19 protein-coding genes and 1 tRNA gene are annotated in these 24,498 nt (G+C 32.3%); 10 read left to right on the top strand and 10 right to left on the bottom strand.

Annotated features, from left to right (window positions below; translation table 11 throughout):
- Positions 1–35: 35 nt before the first annotated feature.
- Positions 36–500, bottom strand: coding sequence for a helix-turn-helix transcriptional regulator (locus JOD96_RS15410; RefSeq protein ID WP_209565123.1), 465 nt, complete (start codon positions 498–500; stop codon positions 36–38).
- A 312-nt stretch (positions 501–812) separates the two neighbouring features.
- Here JOD96_RS15410 and JOD96_RS15405 point away from each other — a divergent pair, with 312 nt between their 5' ends.
- From JOD96_RS15405 to JOD96_RS15390, 4 genes are all read left to right on the top strand, one after another.
- Complete coding sequence (locus JOD96_RS15405) at positions 813–1,967, top strand: M14 metallopeptidase family protein (RefSeq protein WP_209565122.1); 1,155 nt, start codon at positions 813–815, stop codon at positions 1,965–1,967.
- A 76-nt stretch (positions 1,968–2,043) separates the two neighbouring features.
- A complete protein-coding gene (locus JOD96_RS15400) occupies positions 2,044–2,523 on the top strand; it encodes an Lrp/AsnC family transcriptional regulator (protein ID WP_007805990.1) in 480 nt (159 codons plus the stop codon).
- Between the two features lie 89 nt (positions 2,524–2,612).
- Positions 2,613–5,198, top strand: a complete 2,586-nt coding sequence (locus JOD96_RS15395; protein ID WP_209565121.1) for a phosphoenolpyruvate carboxylase — start codon at positions 2,613–2,615, stop codon at positions 5,196–5,198.
- Positions 5,199–5,226: 28 nt separating this feature from the next.
- Positions 5,227–5,742: a DinB family protein gene (locus JOD96_RS15390; protein WP_209565120.1), complete on the top strand. Its 516-nt coding sequence runs from the start codon at positions 5,227–5,229 to the stop codon at positions 5,740–5,742.
- Positions 5,743–5,804: 62 nt separating this feature from the next.
- On the opposite strand, the gene recQ is transcribed toward JOD96_RS15390, so the two are convergent.
- The 6 genes from recQ to JOD96_RS15360 all read right to left on the bottom strand — a co-directional run bounded on the left by recQ (position 5,805) and on the right by JOD96_RS15360 (position 15,118).
- Positions 5,805–7,910 carry a DNA helicase RecQ gene (gene recQ, locus JOD96_RS15385; RefSeq protein WP_209565119.1) on the bottom strand — a complete coding sequence of 702 codons (2,106 nt, stop codon included), beginning with the start codon at positions 7,908–7,910 and terminating at the stop codon, positions 5,805–5,807.
- Positions 7,911–8,029: 119 nt separating this feature from the next.
- Positions 8,030–8,434, bottom strand: a complete 405-nt coding sequence (locus JOD96_RS15380) for a DNA primase (RefSeq protein ID WP_209565118.1) — start codon at positions 8,432–8,434, stop codon at positions 8,030–8,032.
- Between the two features lie 9 nt (positions 8,435–8,443).
- Positions 8,444–9,412, bottom strand: coding sequence for a deoxyhypusine synthase family protein (locus JOD96_RS15375; protein ID WP_209565117.1), 969 nt, complete (start codon positions 9,410–9,412; stop codon positions 8,444–8,446).
- 108 nt (positions 9,413–9,520) lie between these two features.
- Entirely contained in the window at positions 9,521–10,924 is a 1,404-nt protein-coding gene (locus JOD96_RS15370) for an arginine decarboxylase (RefSeq protein WP_209565116.1), read from the bottom strand.
- A gap of 298 nt (positions 10,925–11,222) precedes the next feature.
- Positions 11,223–12,290, bottom strand: a complete 1,068-nt coding sequence (gene aroB / locus JOD96_RS15365) for a 3-dehydroquinate synthase (RefSeq protein ID WP_209565115.1) — start codon at positions 12,288–12,290, stop codon at positions 11,223–11,225.
- A 119-nt stretch (positions 12,291–12,409) separates the two neighbouring features.
- Positions 12,410–15,118, bottom strand: a complete 2,709-nt coding sequence (locus tag JOD96_RS15360) for an O-antigen ligase family protein (protein WP_209565114.1) — start codon at positions 15,116–15,118, stop codon at positions 12,410–12,412.
- 161 nt (positions 15,119–15,279) lie between these two features.
- On the opposite strand from JOD96_RS15360, the gene JOD96_RS15355 reads away from it, so the two are divergent.
- On the top strand, positions 15,280–16,449 hold the full coding sequence (locus JOD96_RS15355) for a proline dehydrogenase family protein (protein WP_209565113.1): 1,170 nt from the start codon (positions 15,280–15,282) through the stop codon (positions 16,447–16,449).
- Positions 16,450–16,592: 143 nt separating this feature from the next.
- Here JOD96_RS15355 and JOD96_RS15350 read toward each other — a convergent pair whose 3' ends face one another.
- Complete coding sequence (locus JOD96_RS15350) at positions 16,593–18,383, bottom strand: ABC transporter ATP-binding protein (RefSeq protein WP_209565112.1); 1,791 nt, start codon at positions 18,381–18,383, stop codon at positions 16,593–16,595.
- 261 nt (positions 18,384–18,644) lie between these two features.
- Between JOD96_RS15350 and JOD96_RS15345 the strand changes: the two genes are divergently transcribed.
- Positions 18,645–18,722 (top strand) — tRNA-Val (locus JOD96_RS15345).
- A 142-nt stretch (positions 18,723–18,864) separates the two neighbouring features.
- Here JOD96_RS15345 and JOD96_RS15340 read toward each other — a convergent pair.
- Positions 18,865–19,617 (bottom strand): winged helix family transcriptional regulator, encoded by a 753-nt coding sequence (locus tag JOD96_RS15340; protein ID WP_245188423.1) that lies wholly within the window; start codon positions 19,615–19,617, stop codon positions 18,865–18,867.
- Positions 19,618–19,914: 297 nt separating this feature from the next.
- Here JOD96_RS15340 and JOD96_RS15335 point away from each other — a divergent pair, with 297 nt between their 5' ends.
- Together JOD96_RS15335 and JOD96_RS15330 are read left to right on the top strand one after the other, a co-directional pair.
- A complete protein-coding gene (locus tag JOD96_RS15335; RefSeq protein WP_209565110.1) occupies positions 19,915–20,454 on the top strand; it encodes a hypothetical protein in 540 nt (179 codons plus the stop codon).
- Between the two features lie 469 nt (positions 20,455–20,923).
- On the top strand, positions 20,924–22,054 hold the full coding sequence (locus tag JOD96_RS15330; RefSeq protein ID WP_245188422.1) for a PQQ-binding-like beta-propeller repeat protein: 1,131 nt from the start codon (positions 20,924–20,926) through the stop codon (positions 22,052–22,054).
- A 178-nt stretch (positions 22,055–22,232) separates the two neighbouring features.
- Here the strand turns inward: JOD96_RS15330 and JOD96_RS15325 are convergent, their stop codons facing one another.
- Entirely contained in the window at positions 22,233–22,601 is a 369-nt protein-coding gene (locus JOD96_RS15325) for a nuclear transport factor 2 family protein (RefSeq protein ID WP_209565108.1), read from the bottom strand.
- A 196-nt stretch (positions 22,602–22,797) separates the two neighbouring features.
- Between JOD96_RS15325 and map the strand changes: the two genes are divergently transcribed.
- Positions 22,798–23,562, top strand: a complete 765-nt coding sequence (gene map / locus JOD96_RS15320) for a type I methionyl aminopeptidase (RefSeq protein WP_209565107.1) — start codon at positions 22,798–22,800, stop codon at positions 23,560–23,562.
- Complete coding sequence (locus JOD96_RS15315) at positions 23,553–24,464, top strand: helix-turn-helix domain-containing protein (protein WP_209565106.1); 912 nt, start codon at positions 23,553–23,555, stop codon at positions 24,462–24,464. The genes map and JOD96_RS15315 overlap by 10 nt, the downstream gene beginning before the upstream one ends.
- The last annotated feature ends 34 nt before the right edge of the window (positions 24,465–24,498 follow it).

The raw sequence follows: 24,498 nt of genomic DNA, 5'->3' as shown, positions 1-24,498 counted from the left end.
TCTTTACCCATATCCAAATATGCTCTAAATTTTAATTAAGGATTGTAGACCTTAAATGTTCCGTTTTTATAAAAAAACACAATTTTTTCAATTTCACCTTCCTCTAAGTTAAAAGATGCTTCTTTAACCTTTGGAGGATTTGCGTTTTTGTCTGAAATATTTTTATCATAACTAAGGTCCGAAAATAAATTCTCATTATTAAAATTTTCATTTACCGGAATAGGAGAGTCTCTTTCTGTTTCGGATATTATTTTATTTGAAGGTTCTTCCTGTTTTTTTGGAAAACTTCCTTTACCATTCAAAATCCAGTATAAGTCTACATCCGGAAAAACATCCAGTATTTTTAGAACAAAATCTAAGCTTGGTTTGTTTCTGCCTGAAAGAAGGTGAGACATACTAGAACGCTGCACACCAATTTTATCGGCAAAACCAGAGGCGTTAAGACCATAATAATCTAAGATAATTTCCAGCCTTTTTACAAAATCATCGATGTTTACCATTGTAAAATATTATAATTATTTAACATGTTTACAAATGTAATTAAAAGTAATGATATAATCTATTTTACAGTTGTAAATTGATAATTAAAGTAATTAAATAACGCTTTTTTACTATAAGTAAATGTATTTAACTACTTGATTTATAGAAATATAATGCATTATATTAACACGAGTAACAATTGTTAACCGCTTATGTCCCAAACTTTCATTTTTCAGTACAAAATCAGTTTACATTTATAAATTTCTTCTTTTTAAATCAGTTTACAATTGTAAAAATAAAGATGTTTACTTTTGTAAACTAATCAAAACACAATGAATTTAGAAGAATTATTTAAGGAAAACAAAGAGCAGACTATACAAGGGCGTTACCTTACTTTAGAACACATTCAGCCTCTATTAGATAAACTAAATACAAATAACCAGGTGAAACTGATTGGCAAATCGGTATTAGATAAACCTATATATAGTTATGAGGTTGGCTCAGGAGATACTCGTATATATTTATGGTCTCAGATGCATGGAAATGAAAGCACAACTACAAAAGCACTTTTTGACTTTATTAATGTATTAAACAGTAAAACTGATCTTGCAGCAAAACTGCTTGATACATTTACTTTTTATTGTATTCCGATTTTAAATCCAGATGGCGCAGCATTATATACCCGTGAAAATGCCAATAAGATAGATCTTAACCGTGATTCTCAAAATCTGACACAGCCTGAAAGTAATGTGCTTCGTAAGGTTTTTGAGGATTTTAAGCCTCATTATTGCTTTAACCTACATGATCAGCGTACTATTTATGGTGCCGGAGATTTCGGAAAACCTGCTACGGTTTCTTTTTTGGCACCTTCTTATAATGAAGAAAGAGAAGTAAATGATAATAGATTAAAAGCTATAAACTTAATTGCCGGCATCAATGATATATTGCAGGAATACATTCCGGGACAGGTTGGGCGTTTTGACGATTCTTTTAATATTAATTGTATAGGAGATACATTTCAATTTTTGGGTGTTCCCACAATTTTATTTGAAGCCGGGCACTATTCAGGTGATTATAGCCGTGAAATAACAAGAAAGTTCATATTTTTCTCACTTATTTCGGCTTTCAGAATACTTTCCGAAAACGATTTAGTTGATAATAGATTTTATGATTATTTGAATATTTCACAAAATAAAGTCGTTTTTTATGATTTTATGTATAAAAATATCAAAATAAATTATGATGGTATCGAAATTATTACGAATTTTGTCGCACAATACAAAGAAGAATTGATTGAAAATAAGATTCATTTCAATGCCTACATAGCTGAAGTAGGCGAATTAGAAAATTATTTCGGACATTTTGAATATGATGGAGAAGGCGCAAGTTACTCTGATGATTATTCTAATTTTCCGAATTTGAATCAAAAAGCAGATTTTTATTTAAATAAAAATATTAAATTTGTTAACGGATTGATAAAAAGTTAATTTTTATGTGAATTTGTTATTTTTATATATATTTTTATACTTTGTTATAGCAATTAGTAATATTAATTAAAGAATTATGAGTAAATTTCGTTTAGATGAAGTAGATCACCAGATTTTAGATATGTTAATAGACAATACGAGAGTTCCGTTTACTGACATTGCAAAAAAATTATTGATATCTGCTGGAACAGTGCATGTTAGAGTAAAAAAGATGGAGGACGCAGGGATAATAATGGGGTCTTCTTTAGCCTTAGATTACGATAAATTAGGGTATTCATTTATTGCTTATGTAGGGGTGTTTCTTAATAATACATCTCAGACAAAATTTGTATTAGAGCGAATCAATCAGATTCCTTTTGTAACTGTTGCATCTGTTACTACAGGAAAATTTAATATTTTTTGCAAAATTAGAGCAAAAGATACCAAGCACGCTAAGGAAGTTATTTTCATGATCGACGATATCGAAGGTGTTTACAGAACAGAAACTATGATTTCATTGGAAGAAAGTATAAACGATAAGAAGCGTTTGATGCATACTATATTTAAAAATATGTAATATTTTCTTGAATGCTATATTAAAATATACCTCAAGTTTATTCTTGGGGTTTTTTTATGACCTATTAACCAACCAACTACAACACAATTATGTATACGTTACCTAAAATTGAGCGTTTTAATCAGGACGTTCTCTCAAAATACCACATTTATAATAGTGTTTTTATAACATTACCCTTTGACTCTATAGACAATACAGGAGTTTTATTGCCTTTATTTACAGAGACTTGCGAAACGGGATTTAAAAAACAGGAAACACCAAAAGAGATCTTTGATTTCTTTTCTAATAAATTTTTGAACAACGCTTCTGAAACTGAAAAAATCGATTTAATGTTTCGATTTATTCAATATATAGAACGCCAGATTGTTCTTTTTGATGCGATTGAAGATGCAGCTTTTCCGGTAGTAAACAATATGGAAGGGCGTGGATCACTTCGTGATATTAAAGAAAAAACAGATGCAAGAGAAAAAGATGATGAACTTATTGAATTTCTGGAGAATTTCAATGTCAGAACTGTTTTAACAGCACATCCTACACAATTTTATCCCGGGCCGGTTTTGGGAATTATAAATGATTTAACTGAAGCTATACGCCAAAATGATTTATTTAAAATCAAACAACTATTGGCGCAGTTAGGAAAAACTCCTTTTATTCAAAATGAAAAACCAAACCCGTATGATGAAGCGGTAAGTTTAATTTGGTATCTGGAAAATGTTTTTTATCAAACTTCGGGTGAAATTGTTCATTACCTGCAAAAAAATATACTTGAAGGAAATGCAATTCAAAACCAATTAATAAAACTTGGATTTTGGCCAGGCGGTGACAGAGATGGAAATCCGTTTGTTACAACAGAAATAACTCTAAAAGTAGCTGACCGTTTGCGTACGTCTATTTTGAAGTGCTATTATGTTGAAATGAGAAATCTTAAAAGAAAGCTAACTTTCTCAGGTGTAGATACTTTGGTTTCAGAGCTTGAACAAAAACTTTACCGTTCTGTTTTTTATTCCAAAGGTGAAATCTATATTACATTAGAGGAATTACTGACACAATTGAATACAATTAGAGATATCATAATCGAAAAACATCAGTCCTTATATCTTGATGAACTGGAGGCATTTTTGGTGAAAATTAATTTATTTGGGTTTCATTTTGCAACTTTAGATATCCGTCAGAACAGTAAGATTCATAATGTAGTTTTCAAAGATGTTGTAAATCATTATTTGAATTCTGGCTCTGATATATTTCCGAAAAATTATTTTGATTTATCTGAAGATGAAAAATTGATTGTTTTATCTAAGGTAAAAGGAGACCTGAATCCAAAAGATTTTGAAGATGAGATTACCGTATCGACTTTAGAATCTGTTCAGGCTATAAAAACTATTCAAAAAGCAAATGGTGAGTTTGGAGCTAATCGCTACATTATCAGTAATAATGAAAGTGCTCTGAATGTAATGGAAACTTTCGCAATGATTCGTCTGAACAATTGGGAAAACCCTACAGTTGACATTATTCCCCTTTTTGAATCTGTTGATGATTTGCAGAATGCGCACCATATTATGGAGCAGTTATATACAAATCCTGAATATTCCAATCATTTGAAGGCAAGAGGAAACAAACAGACTATTATGCTTGGTTTCTCTGACGGAACAAAAGATGGTGGGTATTTGATGGCAAACTGGAGTATTTACCAGGCTAAAATAGCGCTTACAGAAATTTCCAGAAAATACGGAATTAAAGTTATTTTCTTTGACGGACGTGGTGGGCCTCCGGCGCGTGGTGGTGGAAAAACACATAAGTTTTACGCTTCACTAGGGCCTAAAATTGAAAATAACGAAATACAAATTACAGTACAGGGGCAAACAATTAGTTCTAATTTTGGAACATTAGATTCTTGTCGTTATAATATTGAAAATCTATTAAGTGCAGGAGTTACCAATCAGGTATTTGGTAAGGAAAAAAACGAATTGAGTGCTGAGGAGACTGCAATTTTAACTCAATTGGCAGGTTTAGGATATGATAAATACTTGAGTTTTAAGAATCATCCAAAATTTATTCCTTACCTGGAAAAAATGAGTACTCTAAAGTATTATTCGAAAACCAATATCGGAAGCCGTCCGTCTAAAAGAAGTAAATCTGATCAATTGGATTTTGCAGATTTAAGAGCCATTCCGTTTGTTGGATCGTGGAGTCAATTGAAACAAAATGTACCGGGATTTTTTGGAGTAGGGACAGCTCTTAAATATTTTGAAGATACAAATCAATGGGGTAAAGTGTATGACTTGTATCATAATTCATTGTTTTTCAGAACACTTCTTGAAAATAGTATGATGTCACTGGCAAAATCATTTTTCCCTTTAACTGCCTACATGAGAAAAGATCCTGAATTTGGAGAATTCTGGCAGATTATTTATGATGAATTTCTGGAAACAAAACGTCTCTTGCTTAAAATTGCCGATCATAAATCCCTGATGGAAAATTATCCTGATGGTATAGCTTCAATTCAGATCAGAGAACGTATTGTTATGCCTTTATTAACTATACAGCAGTATGCATTATTAAGAATCAATGAATTGAATAAAGAAGGAGATAATAATGATGAGTTAATTAAGGTTTATGAAAAAATCGTTACAAGATCACTTTTCGGAAACACAAATGCAAGTAGAAATTCTGCTTAATTAAAATTTAAAACTTTAATTTTAAAAAATGAACGCAAGTCAATTGTTAGAAAACGAATATTCCGGCCACTTTGTTACCTATATCAAAGAAGCCGGTGATGGGAAATTAATTGAAGAATTGGAAATTTCGTTGCACGATTTTATCAGGTTTGTGCAAAATATTCCGATGGATAAATTTGATTATCGCTATGCGGAAGGAAAATGGACTATCAAAGATATCATTCAGCATATTATCGATACAGAACGAATTTTTGCCTACCGTGCTTTGCGTTTTTCAAGATTTGACAAAACACCATTACCAAGTTTTGAAGAAAATGATTATGCAAACAATACGAATTCAAACGGAAGGAGTATTCAGGAATTGCTAACAGAACTTTCTGCTGTAAGACATTCAACTTTATTATTTTACAAAAGTTTATCTGAAGAACAGCTTAAAGCTATTGGAACAGCTTCTAATAATCCAATATCTGTACGTGCGTTAGGTTTTGTCATTATTGGGCATCAAAAACACCATCAGAAAATTTTTGAAGAACGCTATTTATAATTATTAAAAAAGCCAAAAGTCCTGTGAAATAACTTCACAGGACTTTTTTTAATTTAAATATTTTAATGTTTTCGCTCGATAAATGCCAAACCAAACCTGATTTTATCGTAAGATATTTTTTCTTCAAAATGATCAAAATAAGGTTTCAAAGCATTTGGTTTTTCTAGCACTATCTGAGCTTTTTCTATTTCTAAAATTTCCTCATCAGAAATGAACTGACTTAAATCTAAATCATGACCGTCAACATATAATTTTGCTAAATGTGAAACAATCGTAGTTTCTCCAAGATTTCTTTGTCCGGCAATTTCTGCTACAGAAAATCCATTTTCAAATAACTCTAAAGTTTTCTTGTACGTGCTGTCTTTTTTTTCCTTCTTTACAACAGATTTATTTCTCTCAAACTGAATTATGGCGTTAATAAATTCTGCACCATATTTTTCTAGTTTTACTTTACCAACACCTTCTACTGCCAGAAACTCTTCATCACTCACAGGTCTCAAAATCTCCATTTGTCTTAAAGCTGCATCGCTAAAAATTACATACGCAGGAACTTCTTCTTCCTGAGCGATTTCGTAACGTAATTTTCGTAATACTTCAAAAAGGGAATTTTTTATCGCTTTTGTTTTTACTTCTTTGATTTCGTTCTTATCAATTACTTTTTTAACTACAGTAGTAAGCTTAACTTTTTCGCCTTCAAATAGAACTTTTTTTGCAAAAGGCGTAAGCAAAATTTTATTGTGTTGATGGAAAGCAATTTCGCAATAGCCTAAATTAATTAACTGTATGAGATATTGATTCCAGTCATACCATGAAATATCACTCCCAATTCCATACGTTTTTAGCGTTTGATAATTTTTTTCATAGATATACGCGTTTTTCGAGCCTCTCAAAAAATCTACAATAACAGCCAGTGGCTCAGATTCTTTTAGACGGCTGATCGCTGACAATGCTTTCTGTGCCAAAATTGTTCCATCAAAAAAAACAGGAGGCTTTTTACAGATATCGCAATTGCCACAATTTTCAGTGACTAATTCTCCAAAATAAGAAAGCAGAATTTTTCTTCGGCAACTCAATGCATCTGCATATTGTTTCATTCTTTCTAATTTGGCTAACTGGACATCCGAATTCAATCCTTCTGAGGCAAATTTCTGTAACTGAATCACATCTGCATAGCTTTCAAATAAAATGGTCTCAGATGGTAATCCGTCACGTCCGGCACGACCAATTTCCTGGTAATAACCTTCGATATTTTTGGGCAAATTATAATGAATGACCCAACGGACATTCGATTTATCGATTCCCATACCAAATGCTATCGTAGCACAAACCACCTGACAATCATCATTTATGAATTCATCCTGCGTTTTGGCGCGCAAACTGTTTTCTAAACCAGCATGATAAGCTTTTGCAGAAATTCCATTTTTTTGAAGTTTTCCTGCAAGTTCCTCAGTATTTTTTCTGCTCAGACAATATATAATTCCAGATTCATTAGGTCTTTCTCCTATAAAATCAATGATTTGTTTTACCCTGTCTAAGGCAGGGCGAACTTCAAGGCTCAAATTTTTCCTGTCAAATGAAGCAACAAATGTTTTCGGATTCTTTAAATTTAATTGTTTCGTGATATCCGTTCGTGTCGCTTTATCGGCTGTGGCGGTCAAAGCAAGGACAGGAGTAGAAGGGAAGCGGCTTTTTAAATACCCCAGATTTGTATATGCGGGACGAAAGTCATGACCCCATGACGAGATACAATGTGCTTCGTCTATAGCAATTAAACTAATATTTAATTCATTAAATACATTATCCAGATAAGATAAACTTTCAGGAGCAATGTAAACAAGCTTGAATGTGTTTGATTTTAAATTGTCAATATAAAATTGCTGTTCCTGAGAGGATTGACTGCTGTTGATATAACAAGCAGAAATACCATTTGTTTTTAAGCTGTCTACCTGATCCTTCATCAAAGCAATTAATGGAGAAATAACGATTGTAATTCCTGGAAGTATTAACGCCGGTAATTGAAAACAGATTGATTTTCCGCCACCTGTTGGCATAATTGCCAATGTATCCTGACCTGACAGTATTGTATTGATGATAGTTTCCTGATTAGGTCTGAATTTTTCAAATCCAAAATTTTCCTTTAATTTGGCGTGTAGCACTGCTGAGTTCATTTTACTTAAATTTTCTGAAAACTATAAATATAATACTTTTCCTATTTTTATATCTTTTATTAATAATAAAAAAAGGAACCCGATCAGAGTTCCTTTAATTTTATATAAAAAGCGATTTATTAATCTTCATCGTCTTCTTCATCATCGTCATCAGCAATATCATCTTTGTCTTCATCGTCATCATCATCTCCGCCATCAACATCTGGTTTATCAAGATTGTCATCGTCATCATCGTCATCATCAGCATCTTCCAGATCAAGTCCTTTTACTGGTTCGATTGTGTCAACATCAAGATCGATGTCATCATCTTCATCAAAGTTTTCAATTCTATCAGCAAGTTTAGTACTAATTTTTACTAAATAAATAGTGTCTTCAGTACGAACTTCAACAGCTTCTACTAATTCGTTTTTAGCGTTTCTAAAACGGATAACATCCGAGTCATCATAACCATCAGGAAATTTTTCAACCAAAAGGTTTAAAATTTCGTTAGTTAATTTGGCGTAGTCTACTATAACTCTTTTCATAAAAATATACTATAAATCTAATAAATAGGCAAAAATTAAAGGTGCGACAATTGTGGCATCCGACTCGATAATAAATTTAGGGGTTTTGATATCTAATTTACCCCATGTGATTTTTTCATTTGGAACTGCTCCGGAATAAGATCCGTAACTAGTAGTAGAATCTGAAATTTGGCAGAAATAGCTCCAGAAAGGAACATCATGCATTTCCATATCCTGATATAACATTGGTACAACGCAAATTGGAAAATCTCCTGCAATACCACCACCAATTTGGAAAAATCCAATTCCATTTTGGCTATTTTTTGAATACCAGTCAGCAAGGAAAGTCATGTACTCAATACCTGATTTCATTGTAGATGCTTTTAATTCTCCTTTGATCACGTATGAAGCAAAAATATTACCCATTGTACTGTCTTCCCAACCCGGAACGATGATAGGCAGGTTTTTTTCTGCTGCTGCATACATCCAGCTGTCTTTTAAGTCAATTTCGTAATATTCTTCTAAAACACCTGATAATAACATTTTGTACATGAACTCATGTGGAAAATAACGTTCTCCTTTATCATCAGCATCTTTCCAAATTTTATAAATGTGTTTTTGCAAACGTCTAAAAGCTTCATGCTCAGGAATACATGTATCTGTTACACGATTTAAGCCTCTTTCAAGTAAAGCCCATTCGTCTTCTGGTGTCAAATCACGATAGTTAGGTACTCTTTCATAATGTGAATGAGCAACCAAATTCATAATATCTTCTTCTAGATTGGCTCCAGTACATGAAATAATTTGTACTTTATCTTGTCTAATTATTTCAGCGAAAATTTTACCAATTTCAGCAGTACTCATTGCTCCAGCCATGCTTACAAGCATTTTAGCACCATTTGCCAATTGCTCTTCATATGCTTTGGCTGCATCAACCAGAGATGCAGAATTAAAGTGTAAATAATGTTTTTCAATAAACTGACTGATTGGTCCTTTCATTTTGTTTTTGTTTTTTATTTTTTTTTGAATTAAAAGATTTTACTCTTTTTACTGTGTATGCAAATTAATAATTTTTAATTTATTAACATTTAATTTGCAGTTTTATTTTTACATTTTTTTCTTGTATCCCAAAATCTTCAAAACATCATCTGAAGTCTGTTGATCTGAGAAAACTTCTGTTGCCAGAATTCCATTCTCATCACGATCTATCAAAATGTGCTTTGGTTGTGGAATCAGACAGTGGTGTAATCCACCATATCCGCCAATTGTTTCCTGATAGGCTCCTGTATTAAAGAAACCAATATACAACGGTTTCTCCTTGCTGTATTTTGGCAGGTAAATGGCATTCATGTTTTGTTCAGAGTTGTAATAATCATCACTATCACATGTTAGTCCACCTAGCAGCACCCGTTCGTATGTATCATTCCAACGATTAACTGCCAGCATAATAAAACGTTTATTTATAGCCCAGGTATCAGGCAAAGTAGTAATGAAAGAAGAATCAATCATATTCCATTTCTCTCTATCATTTTGTTGTTTTTGATACAAAATCTGATAGATAGCACCTCCGCTTTCACCTACTGTAAACGATCCGAATTCTGTAAAAATATTAGGCACATCAACTTCAGCTTCGTCACAGGCTATTTTAATCTGATTAATAATTTCATCAATCATGTATTGATAATCGTATTCAAAAGCAAGCGAGTTTTTAATTGGAAAACCGCCTCCAATGTTTAAGCCGTCAAGAGTAGGACATTCTTTTTTAAGGGCAATGTATACTTTAATACATTTTACCAACTCATTCCAATAATAAGCTGTATCATTTATTCCGGTATTAATGAAAAAGTGAAGCATTTTAAGCTCAAGTTTATCATTTTCCTGAATTTGTTTTTTATAAAAAGATACTATGTTTTTATATCCAATTCCTAATCTTGATGTATAGAACTCAAACTTAGGCTCTTCTTCGGCAGCAATACGAATTCCTATTTTAAACTTTCCTTTTATTTCTGACTGAAGTAAATCAAGTTCTTCATAATTGTCAATAATCGGAATGGTGTTTTTATGTCCGTTATTGATTAGTCGGGCAATATTACTGATGTATTCATCTCTTTTGAAACCATTACAAATCACATAAGTACTTTTGTTGATTTTGCCATTTTCAAGTAAATTTTCAACAATGTTTATATCAAATGCTGAAGATGTCTCAACATGAATATTGTTTTTAAAAGCCTCATTCATAACATATTCAAAATGAGAGCTTTTTGTACAATAACAATAATAATATTTTGCTTCGTACTTGTTTTTCTCCATCGATTTTCTGAACCAGGCTTTTGCCTTATTAATGTTCTCTGAAATCTGGGGTAAATATGTAAATTTTAATGGGGTACCGTATTGTTCAACCAATTTCATCAAATCAATATTGTGAAATTGCAAGTTGTCTTTATTTAATTTAAATTCCTCCTGAGGAAAATAGTAGGTTTGATTTATAAGGTCAGAATATTTTGTATTCATTTATTTTTCAATATTTTAATTTGTTATTTAAATTTAGTGAATCTATTGCTAAATCTAACATTCAAACCCTAATATTGGCAAATATAATTTGCAGCTTTTCGTTTTCTGCTTTTGAACATAAAAAAACATCAAAACAAAACGGGCTTCTGCTATTATAAAAACGATTCAGCATCCTTAACAAGGAGCTATTGAGCCGGTTTCTGTAAGAGCTAAAATGTGTTTGTTTACTGTTTGTTTTCATTGTGGCAAATGTAAAAAATAAAATATACCAAAAGCAACGGTTTTGATTAAAAAAACTTTAAGATTTATAATCTTGAAACGCGCTCAGAATCAATTTATTTTCAACGGATTGATTAATTTTTATCTTTCCTATTCCTTCAATTAAGGCAAATTGAATCAAACCATACTCATTTTTTTTGTCATGAATAAGCAATTCGAGGATAGGTTCGATGTCGTTTTCTTCGAATACAACATCATCATAAATGCTTTTTATGGCAGTTTTAATTTCAAGATACTCACTTTCGGTAAGCAAGCCTTTTTGCCAGGAAATGTAACCTTCCAGAATCATTCCAACAGCGATAGCTTCACCGTGTAATAATGTTGTCTTTGTTTCACTTTCCAAAAAGTAACTTTCAATGGCATGACCCAGAGTATGTCCAAAATTTAGTGCTTTTCGAATGTTTTTTTCTGTTGGATCCTGAATTACAATTTCATTCTTAATTTCAACAGAACGATAAATAAGTTCGTCAAAATCTGCATAATCAATTGATTTCAAGTCCAAAAACTGTTTCCAGTATGAAGCATCGTAGATCAGGCCATGTTTTAGCATTTCGGCAAGGCCAGAGCGCATTTCTGTTTGCGGTAAAGTTTCAAGATACTGTGTATCAATCAATACCATTTCAGGAACATTAATAACACCAATCTGATTTTTTAGATTTCCTAAGTCAACACCTGTTTTTCCACCTACAGAAGCATCAACCATAGATAAAAGGGTAGTAGGTATATTTATAAAATTTAAACCACGCTTAAAAGTAGATGCAACAAATCCTCCTAAATCTGTAACAACTCCGCCACCGAGATTAATTATAAGTGATTTTCTGTCAGCACCAAGTTCTGTCAATACTTTCCAGATTTCAATACAAGTTTCTATATTTTTATTTGCTTCTCCTGCTTCAAATTCTATTATTTCGATATTCAAATCAGTTTCAATAACAGGCAGAAGTTTTGGCAGACAATACTCATTTGTCTGTGTATCAACTATAATAAAAATATTTGAGTATTTGTTTTCTTTTAAATGTTTATTTAAAGCCTCGTAAGCATTGTGGTTAAAATGTACGAAGTAATTATTGGCTTGAATGGATTTCATAATTCTTTGCTTAAATGAAACCGCAAAATAAGGGATTTTAAAACAAATAATATTCAAACTTTGGTTCTAATTTGTTTTAAAACTAATCATTCTAAATTAACATTTCAAAAGAACAGAATCTATTTACAGATCTTTTCTATTAATTGCTGGGCATCAGAATATTTTTTGTCTTTTGATATATTTAAATATTTGCAAGCATTGGTTTTATTCCCTTCTTGTAAATAACAAATTGCTAAAAAATATTCTGTTTTTCCATCGTTTAGTCCAGGATATTTTAATGCATTCAATAAATTATTTATTGCTTTTTTAGCTTGTCCCGTTTTTAAATAATAGAATCCAATATTTTGGTGAGCATAGATACTTTTAGGATCAATTTTTAAAGCTTTTTCATAAGACGTCAATGCTTCCCCTAATTTTTTTTGATCTTCGAATTTTTGGCCTTCTGTAATATAATCTGCAATCAAAAGATCATTTTTTCGTTTTTTTAATACAGCCTGGTCACTTTGAATTGAACTAAATTGAGAAATTAGCTGTTTTGCCGGAGGATATTTTTTATCTTTTGAGATAGTAAAATATTTCATGGCGTTGGTTTTGTCGTTTTCTTTTAAGTAACAAATACCTAAGAAAAACTCTGTTTTTCCGTCATTCAATCCCGGATATTTTAATGCATCCAGTAAAGAGCTTATTGCTTTTTTGTTTTGACCCTGTTTGAAATAATTGAATCCAATATTTTGTGTTACATAAATATTTTTAGGGTCAATTTTTAAAGCTTTTTCATAAGATTCCAGGGCTTTACTTAAATCAGACTGCGTTTCAAAATTCTGACCGCCCTGAAGATAGGAAGTAATCAAAAGTTGATTTTTTTTCTTTAATAAAACACTGTCATTAGGCATTTTCTTTAATCCTTCATTTACAAAACGAATTATTCTTTTGTAGTCAGCACCGGAACTTTGCAATACATTAGCCACTGTAACCCAGGTTTCAGGAACATTGCTATAACGTGAAAAAATTGCATGATTTTTAATCAATTCGAGAGTATCTTTTTTCATTATTGAGTAATGTGTAACTCCCTTGTACAGATCATAATTTCTAGGACGCAGGTTAAATGCCTGTTTACTATATATATAAGCACTATCTATTTTTCCTCTCTTGATAGCTATCAATTGTTTGTAAAAGTCTATTCGACCGCTATATGGATTAATTTTTGATGCTTTTGAAAAGCATTTAAGAGCTTTTTCATAATTTTTTTCTCGAATGTAGTAAATCGCTGCATATTCATAAAATGCTTCTGAGCTGCTTAATACATTTGGATATTTTGGGATTAGAGCTACAACTTTATCTCCGCTTAAAGCTCCTTTTTCGTTCAAATTTATATTATCACCAGCGATTAAGTATTCCAGATGCGAAGCTTTATAAATCAAATAAGCAGAATAACTCGTAATTATGGCTGCAATTATTAAAATTGAGCATGTAATTCTCACTGCAAATTGCTTTTGAGATTTATATTCAATACTTAACTTTGAGTTATTTGCCACGGTTAAGGCTAACATAAGAGCAAAAAATAGCTGCATAGTTGGCCTGTACATTGGGAAATTAAGCGATGAGTCAATTCCATAAGCGATAACAAGCATTAGTGTCAATACTGCAATTGCTCTGACATTGTTATCTTTTGATTTTAGTATTTTTTTTGAATTGGCAACAATAATAAAAACAAAAAGAGAGAGATAAATCAGACCGTTTAGTACTCCCGTTTCTGCCATGATCTCAAGAAAATCATTATGAGTATGCAATGATACTATGAAACCATCTGCTGCTGTTTTTTCATACGGAATAGATTCTACCTGATAGTTGCCCAAACCAATACCCAGAACAGGATTTTTTTCACTTATTTTTATAGCATTTCCCCAGTATATCAGCCTTAATTTTGAAGAACCATCTTCGGCATTGAATTTTTCAACTTTATTTCCAATAGAATCGTATCTGTTTTTATCCGTTGATTTAGTAAAAATTGTGTTTGAAAATAAAACAGCAATTAATACCGGAATGATCAAATATAAAATATTTGTAAAAGCTAAGCGAGTAAATGAATTTTCTCTAATTATGTAAATTATATAGACAGAAAAAATTAAAAATAAACTGATTAAAGGAGTTCTGGCGCCCGTTAAAAAAATTACTGCCGTAACTGAAAACAATGCTACGATTGAAAACCATTTTTTATAGGTCTTAAAATTACTAATACCAAGTAATAAAAATGGGACTTTGATCGTAAGGCTCGCAGCTAATATATTGATATTTCCTGTATTTCCTTTCATGGCTCCCAGAAGACTCATAATAGAAGCATGCCGTGGTATAATAATAAAATTACAAAGCTGCTGCCAGGATTGTAAAAAAGCACTTAAGCAAATTATAAAGATGATTTTATAAATAAGATCCAGCTTATTTTTTAATAAAATACAAAGATTTAGGAATAGACAGAATACAATGGCTATTTCTGTAAACTTTGTTAAAACAAGCGAAGTATTTTTTGCAGAAAAAATAGTGATTCCACAGAAAAAAAGGAAAGCGAGGTAAATCCTGAAGACATAACACTTTTGTATTATGGGAACGATTTGATTTGAAATAAGATTTGGATTGAAAAAGAAGTATACACCTATAATAAGATTTAATACCGCCAAGTATAAAAATTGAGGATTTATGATTTCCATACTCTCAAAATAAGGCATAAAGTCTATTACCAGCAGTAAAATAATAAACAACAGGACAACAAAATTTGGTATAGATTGCTTTCCTTTTAATTCATTAATAATATGATCTACTTTACTATTCATTTTGAATTATATTTTTTTGCAAAAGTAAATAAAATATAAGCAAAATCTTACTTTTGCAATCAAAAGTATTTTTAGGGCCATTAAAGATATAAAAAATTATGATATCATTTGGTGAATAATGTTCAAAACACTCGTTATATTTGCACAAAAAACAACCTAAAATGGAAAAAATATTCGATAACACTCAAGTTGCATTTTCGCTAAAGAGTGATACAGAACTTGACAGAGCTTATTTTCTTTTTAAAATGATTGATAGTGAGCCTCTGGTTAAGATTGGAACTGCAGTAACTAATTTTGCACTTAAAGCTCATTTACCGGTAGAAGGATTAATTCGTGCTACTGTTTTTGACCACTTTTGTGGTGGTGTAAATGAAGACGACTGTATTACTGTTGTAGATAAAATGTTTACCAAAGGTGTTTCGTCTGTATTGGATTATTCGGTAGAAGGAAAAGAAGAAGAAGAACAGTTTGATGCTGCTTTGGAAATGACATTAAAAACGGTAGAATTTGCCAAAGAACGCCTGGCAATACCTTTTGCAGTTTTTAAACCAACAGGTTTGGGACGTTTTGAATTATATGAAAAGCTTGGAGAAAAACAAACCTTATCTCCGGCAGAGCAGGAGGAGTGGAATAGAGTAGTGGCCCGTTTTGATAAAATTTGCAGTGAAGCACATAAAAAAGACGTTGCCTTATTAATTGATGGTGAAGAAAGCTGGATGCAGGATGCTGCTGATGATTTAGTTACCGAAATGATGCGCAAATACAATAAGGAAAAAGCAATTGTTTTTAATACCTTACAAATGTACCGTTGGGATCGTTTGGATTATTTGAAAAAACTTCATGAAGTTGCCAAAGCAGAAGGATTTTTTATCGGAATGAAGCTTGTTCGTGGTGCCTACATGGAAAAGGAAAATAAAAGAGCGGAAGAAAAAGGCTATGTTTCCCCAATTTGTGTTTCTAAAGAAGCTACTGATATAAATTATGATAATGCTGTACATTATATGTTAGACCATCTGGATATGATGTCAATTTTTGCAGGAACTCACAACGAATTAAGTTCTTATAAATTGATGGAAATGATGCAGGAAAAAGGTATCGCTAAAAATGATAACAAAATCTGGTTTGGACAATTATACGGTATGAGTGATAACATCAGCTATAACTTAGCCGAAAATGGTTATAATGTTGCCAAATATTTGCCATTTGGACCAGTAAAAGATGTTATGCCTTACCTGATTCGCCGTGCTGAAGAAAATACCTCTGTTGCAGGTCAGACAAGCCGCGAATTATCGATGATTAAGGCTGAACGCAAGAGAAGAAAAGGAAAATAATCGAGGATTTTAGATTTTAGATTTTAGATTTTAGATTTTAGATTTTAGATTTTAGATTTTAGATTTTAGATTTTAGATTTTAGATTTACAAAAAAATCCATTTGCGATGCAAATGGATTTTTTTTGGAATTTGGAATTTCTTTTTAAGAATTACTAAATTGTAAGTTGCTTAGGTTTTTATAAATACCATTTTCAAGGTTTATTAATTCCTGATGTGTTCCTTCTTCGGTTATTTCTCCGTTATCTAACACCAGGATTTTATCAGCATTTCTAATAGTAGAAAGACGGTGCGCAATAATGATACTTGTTCTTCCTTCCATTAATACTTCTAATGCTTCCTGAACCAGTTTTTCGCTTTCACTGTCTAGTGATGAAGTTGCTTCATCTAATATAAGAATACTTGGGTTTTTAAGCAATGCTCTGGCAATTGCAATACGCTGACGCTGCCCGCCTGATAATTTTACGCCTCGTTCTCCTACTAATGTTTCAAATTTTTCAGGAAAACCATCTACAAAATTAAATGCATTTGCTTGTTTTGCAGCCTCTAAAATTTCTTCGTTTGTTGCATTTGGTTTCCCGTAAGCAATATTCTCTCTGATCGTTCCGCCAAATAAGATTACATCCTGCGGAACAATACTCATGTTGCCTCGAAGGCTTTCTAAATCGTAATCATAAATATTTTTTCCATCAACATTGATCTCTCCGGAGTTTATATCATAGAAACGCAATAACAAGGATGAAATAGTAGATTTTCCCGCACCACTTGGCCCGACAATTGCAATTTTCTGCCCAAATTCTGCTGTGAAATTTACATTTTTCAACACCTGAATTTCTTTTCTTGAAGGGTAACTAAAGGCAACATTTTTAAAAGAAACGTTTCCTTTTATTTTTTCTATTGCCGCTGTTTTTTCATTTCCTTTAATGTCTTCCGGAGTTTCTTCTAATAATTCAAAAACTCGTTCTGTTGCACCAACGGCTTTTTGAATTTGTGCATACATCTCGGCTATTCCGCCAAAAGAAGCCCCAATAAAAGTAGTATAAAGAACAAAAGAGATTAAATCTCCGACCCCTTCAACTTCTCCTTTTATAGTTAGGGTTATTCCGTACCAGACTACCGCTACGACGCAACCAAAAAGGCATAAAATAATAAATGAAGCAAAATAACCTCTGTATTGGCCTCCTTTTATCGCGATCTTTACAATTTCTTTGATTTTGTTTTTGTAACGCTGGATTTCGTACCATTCATTTGCAAAGGCTTTTACATTACTTATTCCCTGCAAAGTTTCTTCAACAATAACCTGGCTTTCCGCAACTTTATCTTGTGTCTTTTTTCCATATTTGCGAATAAATCTTCCAAATATTACTGCTGCAACAGCCACAATTGGAACAATCGCCAACATCATCAAAGTTAATTTTGGGCTGATATTTCCCAAAATGATAAAACCTCCTATGATTAAGATTAACTGGCGTAAAAATTCTGCTATAGTGGTTGTAAAGGTGTCCTGTAATTGAGAAATATCGGCACTTATTCGACTATTTAGTTCTCCGACACGCTTTTGTGAATAGAACGACATTGGCAGTTTAACCAGATTTTCGTATAAGGCAAAACGAATATTTGATAATGAGTTTTCAGTAAAGTTTACAAAAAGTGAGATTCTGAAAAAAGAGAAAATTGCCTGCAGCATTAATATTACGATCAGGGCAACGGCTATTTCATTTGCTCGATTGAGGTTTTTATTGGTAACACAATCAACTAACATTCCCATTAATTTAGGAAAGGCAAGGGCAGTGGCACTAGTTAATAGGAGGAAAATTAAGCCCAGAAAAAATTTCCATTTGTGATTTTTCCCGTATTTAAAAATTCGTAGGGCTTTTTGAAGTGAATTGGAGTCTAATTTAGCTTTTGGCAAATCATTTTCTTGATATCTTGGCATGTTTATTTACAATTAAGGTACACAAAGGTATGATATAGCAAATGAATACAAAAAAGAATATTCTCAATTAGTTTTTAAGTCTGTTTTTTTAACTAAGAATTAAGAAATGAAAATTTTTATTTGTTTTTAATTAATTGAAAAATAGCTTTCTAAATTATCTTCTAAAAAAATTATTCGATTTTTTTTCTAAAATACTTGTTATTATGAATTCTAGCTGTATATTTGCACTCGCAATCACAAACGATAGCAACCTAGTAAATAGGGCGATTAGCTCAGCTGGTTCAGAGCACCTCGTTTACACCGAGGGGGTCGGGGGTTCGAACCCCTCATCGCCCACCAAGAAACTCCTTAAGAAATTAAGGAGTTTTTTTATATTTTGTATCTTGCAAATCAGTAGAGAAACTGTATAAAGCTAGCTTTTTCCAAATTACACTTCGGCCTGACCATTATTTATTCGTCATCAAAAGCAACACTTATAAGACTAAGAGATAATGTTAAGCTTATATCCTTTGCCACGTATAACGACAATTTTGATATTCGGATCACATTCCAGTTTTTTTCTAAGTTTTGATATGAACATATCCAGACTGCGCCCCACAATAACACCTTCATCTTCCCAAATCTCTTTTTGCAGTCGGCTTCTTTCTATGATCTCGTTGGGAGACATTGCGAAAATGAGCAATACACGGGTTTCCGTTCCGGTCAGGTCTATTGTATTTTCATACATGATGAGCTTCCTATTCTTCGCATCGAATACTACCGAACCTAAAGTGAACAAATTTGCATGATTACCATCAGGTAAAGCTGCTTTTGGCTTAGCAGATCTAAAAAAGATAAATCCAACAAATGCTAAAAAAGAGAAACTCCCCAAAAGGTATCCGTTTTTTGTGGTATTTATTCCAGTGGCTTTAAATTTAATATTAATCATGTAACATGCTTTGGGTTGCTTTCTTCCTATGCATGATACAATATCATTTTTCGTATTCTTTGACATAGCATATCCATAAGCTATATTGGTATTGCCACAGTTCATGACATTAACAACATAATCATTTGTGAGCGGATCTTTGGCTAATAAACGCTGAGTAGTATTCACCAAAGAATCGGTTTGAAAAGTAAGCTCATTCTCAAAACTGATCTGATACTCATTTTCGGCAATCTTTTTTAGGGGAAGAACCCTTGATGTACTATCTCCCGACTGTAAAAGAAGTTCATGTCCGATTCTGCGGAGCAAAATTTCCCTTCTTGCGATATCAAAGTCATTACTATCGGTCATACTAAAAGCTGCGCAGATTACAGATACAAACAAAAACAGTATCAATCCAAAGCGGTACTTGCCTTTGCCAGACAGGAGATTTTGACTATTATGCATAGTGTCAGGTTTTTATTTACAAAGTTTACATTTTTATTTACAAATCAAATCTATCGAACCGAAAAATATCAAGGTAATTTTGATGTACAATAAAAAAGAATGCTTTACATGAGCAGATTTATCAGGAGATAGATCTATTTTAATTAAACCAATAAAAATATGAAAAAAATCATTTATGCGCTGCTCTTATCACTTGCTGTGGTAAGTGGACTATTGTTTGCAAATTGCGAAATTAAAAACGAAAGTCCTAAAAAGTCAATCCCAAAAACACTCTCAGTTACTGAAAGGAAAGCCGAATTGAAAAAATGGGAATCAACCCCAGATGGTATAAAGCACAAAAAATGGAAGGTGTCACCCCGAGGTAAAAAAGTGCTTGCCAGTGCTGCTAAAATAAGGAATGATATAAGTACATTTACCAATATGGAGGCCGTTATAACCTCTCTTTCGCTTCCGCCAGGATCAAGATTAGGTTTCGGAGTGATGGTGAGGATAAATGGTGACGATTATATTCTTAGATTTGAACCGGAAAAGTCTCAACTGCAGCAATTACATAGCCTGAAGGTTAACGACAAAATAATTTTAAAAAGCCATAGTGTATCGTACGCGCCCAAGTATTCTTATCCAATAGTATCGGGCGATTATGTAGAGCGAGATAGTAAGGTAATCTATAAACGTGTCGCTCGCAAAGGCGGTTGTTAGTGATAAATTTATAGATACAAATATTTCATTTTATATTTTCGAAAACTTCAGAATGGATAAAAGTGTTCGATTGTAGTCCATGATGCTCCAGATTAAAACCTCCAATATCAAATGATTCTGGAGGTTTTTATTTGTTACAAGAAAGCAGTATTAAATATTTTTATAAAATTGCTAAAAGCTTCAATAGTGAATAATATATATTTTGTAATGCTGGTTAATGGTTGTAAATGCAGGCTTTGAACTTTAATCTACTACTCACAAGACTAAATTTCTAAAAACGCTATAATAATTTTTTACTATATTTGACAAGGAGATTGATTCGTTTTTAGATTAAAAAACACTGAATATCAATCAATTAATTTAAAATTAATCAATCTTTGTCAAATCCCAAATTTTAAAAATGAAAAGAAACCTTATAACTCTTTTATTTGCATTCACTGTTATAAAGATGGCTGGGCAAACGCCAAATATGTCAAACCCCATCGAAACTAATGATACTAGTAATAAAGTTTCCGCTATTGCTGATAATCTAACTCATAAATCCATAAGTCCTCTTAAAAAAGTTCCATTAGACGAAGCTTTAATCCTGATTTATGATTATGATGGTATCCTTTTTACATTTGATTTAGAATCTGAAACCATTGCCTGGACTGTAAAAGCTACAGATTCTCATACCGAAATGTGCGCGAATAAGGTAACACTGCATGATGGAGTTCTGTATGTACCGTTTATTAATGGCGAAATATTCGCAATTGATAACCAAACCGGTGCTGTTTTTTGGAAATCAAGGATAGGGAATAGTCCTGATCAAATTGTTCTAAAAGATCAAATTCCGGTTATAAATGAAGGAAAACTTTATATAACAAGTCAAAATGGCAACCTTTACGCTCTCAATACAAAAGACGGAAGTTTACTCTGGAACTACAAATTAGATTCTCCAAATAATGATATTCCGGTTCTCTTTTTTGACAACAAAGTTTTTACTCAAAGCGGAACCTCTTTCTATAGTTTTGAAGCAAATACAGGAAAACTTGTTTATCAAAAAACTTTTGAGGTACCAATACACGGAAAACCTGTAACAGATGGAGAAAATGTGTTTATAACCAATGAAAAAAATGAGCTTTTTGCCTTAAGTCCAAATAAACCCGATATTTTATGGCAATTTAAATTTGATGAAAACCAACAAAATGTAAAGGAACGTATATTGTGCAAAGACAAAAAAATATACTTTGCATCGCAAGGTCCAGAAGTTTCTTCTCTATACGCTGTCGATTCAAAAACGGGAGCTCAAATTTGGAAAACAGATTTTAAAGATGATACTATCGAATACATTACCGAAGAAAGTGATAATATTTGGGGATATACCCGTAAGGCAAAACTTTTTCAAATAGATTTAGCGAATGGTGAAATAGCGACAGAAACAAAATTAACAACCCAGCCTATTTCAAATTTTGAATTTCCGGTTGATGATTCCTTATTTTATTATTCTGATGCTGCTTTAATTCAATTTGACTTAAAAACAAAAGATGAAAACGAAGTTTATCTGCGAACCTCTATAAAAGACGATGCCTATAGTGCTTATGTAAAAATAATTCGATAGCAAAAAAAAGAAGCTGTTTCCAATGAGACACCTTCTTTTTTTTGCATTTGTTGAGTAAAATAAAAACAGTTTTTTTGCTAAAGAAACTTTTAATTTTTTCAGCAAAATATTTCCTGGAATATTTTCAGCTTAGTACTAAATAAGCGCGGCTAAATTTGGTTAGAATTTAAATTTACAATTATTCTTCAACCAGCTCAATATCCATAGTTTGTATTAAGCCATCTGTAAAAGTATAAATATGTTTAACCAATCCGTCAAAGATTAAATTATCATGTAAATCTTTTACAACCTGATGTACAGTAACCTCTAAAGTTCCGTTTTCCCTTTCATTAAAACCAATAGGGTCAACCTTCGGATTTATTTCTGTCCATTGTCTTGTCCAGTATTTTTTAATTTCGTCGTGTCCGCTTATGTAACCGCCTTCCCAGGCTCTCGACCATTTTATATCTGGCTGCATTGTTGACAAGGCGTTGTCAATATTTCTTTCGTTAAAAGCATTATATGCCCTGCGTATCGTTTCTTCGAATTGATTTGCTGTTTCTGCCATTTAATGAATGTTTAAATTTTTAACTCTTTATAGCTAAGATAAAGAAATATCCTGATTTATAATATAATTGAGTCGGCTGTCTGGCCAAATACAAGTTTTAAATCAAAAAAGTATTTTAGCAGATTAAAAAAAGTGGTATTATTGTGCTTAAATCTACCTTAAGAATACCACAACTATTTCCGTAAAAACAAAAATTATGTCAATTACAACCGAATCAGAATTAATTGGAATGCAAAAAGCGAGTGAAGCCGTTGCGTTTGCTTTAAAAGAAATGAGAAATTTTGCCAAACCGGGGATGACTACTAAAGAATTGGACAATTATGGCGGGAAAATCCTAAAGGATATGGGCGCTAAATCTGCTCCGTATGAAACCTATGGCTTTCCCGGCTGGACTTGTATTAGCGTAAATAATGAATTTTGTCACGGAATCCCTTCTGAAAAAAGAATTCTGAATGAAGGGGATTTAATTAACATCGACGTTTCTGCTGAATTAGATGGTTTTTGGTCAGACAATGGCGGTTCATTTGTGATTGGAGAGGATATCAACCAGCATCAAAAACTTATTGAGGCCTCTAAGGAAATTTTAAAAAAAGCAATCTACAATATAAAAGGCGGAGTCCGTATTTCTGATATTGGGCATATAATGGAAACCGAGGCAAAAAAAAGAGGTTTTAAAGTAATCAAAAATCTTACAGGACACGGAATAGGAAGAAGCCTTCATGAAGCACCACACGAAATAGTCAATTACAGAGATAAATTTAATCTTACCCGATTTAAAAAAAATGCTGTGGTTGCTATTGAAACATTTATTTCAACCAATTCAACTTATGCTGAAACTTTGCAGGATGGCTGGACAATGGTTGGAAACAAAGGCGGCTTTATGGCACAGCATGAACATACAATTGTGGTTACGGAAGGAAAGCCTGTTATTTTGACCGAGATGAATGGAATTTGGAATTAAAAGAATTTCAGGACGAATACAAAATGCAAAAAAAGGCCAGGATATATACCCACACACAAGATAGCAATGCCATTGGCGGAATTGATCTTTTAAAATTTCCGCTCACAGATCCGCATCAATTACGTACAGAATTTGATCAGTCAGAAAGTCCGTTTGAAACCCATCGGGATGAGTATTATATTTTTGCATTATTGACAAAAGGATATGTGAATTTTGTTTGTGATATGGAAGATATTGCTTTGAGTAAAATGTCACTGATGGTTCTCAAGCCGTATCAGGTGCATTCTGCAAAGAAATTTGACCCAAAATCCGAAGGTTATTTTATAACTGTCAATCCGTTTCTGATTCCGAATACGTGCAATGAAATTTTTCAAAATCTGCATGCTTCAGAGCAAGTTCTTAAAATTTCAAATGAGTATCACAAAGAAATCATAGATACTGCATTTCTTCTTTATCAGACATTTGGTCAGCAATTGCCAAATAAACAGCAAATAATCAATGGGCTTTTTATGTCTTTTGTTTACAGAATCTCCAATCTCTTTGCTGATTCTGAAAAAAAAATAAAAGGAAAGCTGAATCAGTCACAATTAATAACAGCGAAATTTCAAAGAATGATTACGTCAGATTCTATGCTTGAATCTGCTTCGTATTTTGCTGAAAAATTAAACATTACAACATCTCACCTCAATGATTGTGTAAAAGAGACAACAGGCAATTCGGTAACGTACTGGATTCAAAATAAAATGATAACCGAAGCAAAACGCCAACTTTATTATACAGATAATGATGTAAAGGAGATTTCGTTTGATTTGGGTTTTGAAGATCATACGTATTTCTCCAGATTGTTCAAAAAGATTTCGGGAGAAACACCGCTTTCGTTTCGAAACAAATTCCGTGAATAGTCCAATTATCACCTTTTTCATTCAGTTCCTTAAT

The sequence above is a fragment of the Flavobacterium sp. 1355 genome (assembly GCF_017833415.1).
GTDB lineage: Bacteria > Bacteroidota > Bacteroidia > Flavobacteriales > Flavobacteriaceae > Flavobacterium.
The sequence above is the reverse complement of the archived record's forward strand: the minus strand, read 5'-3'. Positions and strand labels throughout refer to the sequence as shown.

Excerpts from the sequence above, each read along its gene's own strand:
- JOD96_RS15410 (WP_209565123.1), bottom strand. The coding sequence starts at position 500 with ATGGTAAACATCGATGATTTTGTAAAAAGGCTGGAAATTATCTTAGAT.
- JOD96_RS15405 (WP_209565122.1), top strand. The coding sequence starts at position 813 with ATGAATTTAGAAGAATTATTTAAGGAAAACAAAGAGCAGACTATACAA.
- JOD96_RS15400 (WP_007805990.1), top strand. The coding sequence starts at position 2,044 with ATGAGTAAATTTCGTTTAGATGAAGTAGATCACCAGATTTTAGATATG.
- JOD96_RS15395 (WP_209565121.1), top strand. The coding sequence starts at position 2,613 with ATGTATACGTTACCTAAAATTGAGCGTTTTAATCAGGACGTTCTCTCA.
- JOD96_RS15390 (WP_209565120.1), top strand. The coding sequence starts at position 5,227 with ATGAACGCAAGTCAATTGTTAGAAAACGAATATTCCGGCCACTTTGTT.
- recQ (WP_209565119.1), bottom strand. The coding sequence starts at position 7,910 with ATGAACTCAGCAGTGCTACACGCCAAATTAAAGGAAAATTTTGGATTT.
- JOD96_RS15380 (WP_209565118.1), bottom strand. The coding sequence starts at position 8,434 with ATGAAAAGAGTTATAGTAGACTACGCCAAATTAACTAACGAAATTTTA.
- JOD96_RS15375 (WP_209565117.1), bottom strand. The coding sequence starts at position 9,412 with ATGAAAGGACCAATCAGTCAGTTTATTGAAAAACATTATTTACACTTT.
- JOD96_RS15370 (WP_209565116.1), bottom strand. The coding sequence starts at position 10,924 with ATGAATACAAAATATTCTGACCTTATAAATCAAACCTACTATTTTCCT.
- aroB (WP_209565115.1), bottom strand. The coding sequence starts at position 12,290 with ATGAAATCCATTCAAGCCAATAATTACTTCGTACATTTTAACCACAAT.
- JOD96_RS15360 (WP_209565114.1), bottom strand. The coding sequence starts at position 15,118 with ATGAATAGTAAAGTAGATCATATTATTAATGAATTAAAAGGAAAGCAA.
- JOD96_RS15355 (WP_209565113.1), top strand. The coding sequence starts at position 15,280 with ATGGAAAAAATATTCGATAACACTCAAGTTGCATTTTCGCTAAAGAGT.
- JOD96_RS15350 (WP_209565112.1), bottom strand. The coding sequence starts at position 18,383 with ATGCCAAGATATCAAGAAAATGATTTGCCAAAAGCTAAATTAGACTCC.
- JOD96_RS15335 (WP_209565110.1), top strand. The coding sequence starts at position 19,915 with ATGAAAAAAATCATTTATGCGCTGCTCTTATCACTTGCTGTGGTAAGT.
- JOD96_RS15330 (WP_245188422.1), top strand. The coding sequence starts at position 20,924 with ATGTCAAACCCCATCGAAACTAATGATACTAGTAATAAAGTTTCCGCT.
- JOD96_RS15325 (WP_209565108.1), bottom strand. The coding sequence starts at position 22,601 with ATGGCAGAAACAGCAAATCAATTCGAAGAAACGATACGCAGGGCATAT.
- map (WP_209565107.1), top strand. The coding sequence starts at position 22,798 with ATGTCAATTACAACCGAATCAGAATTAATTGGAATGCAAAAAGCGAGT.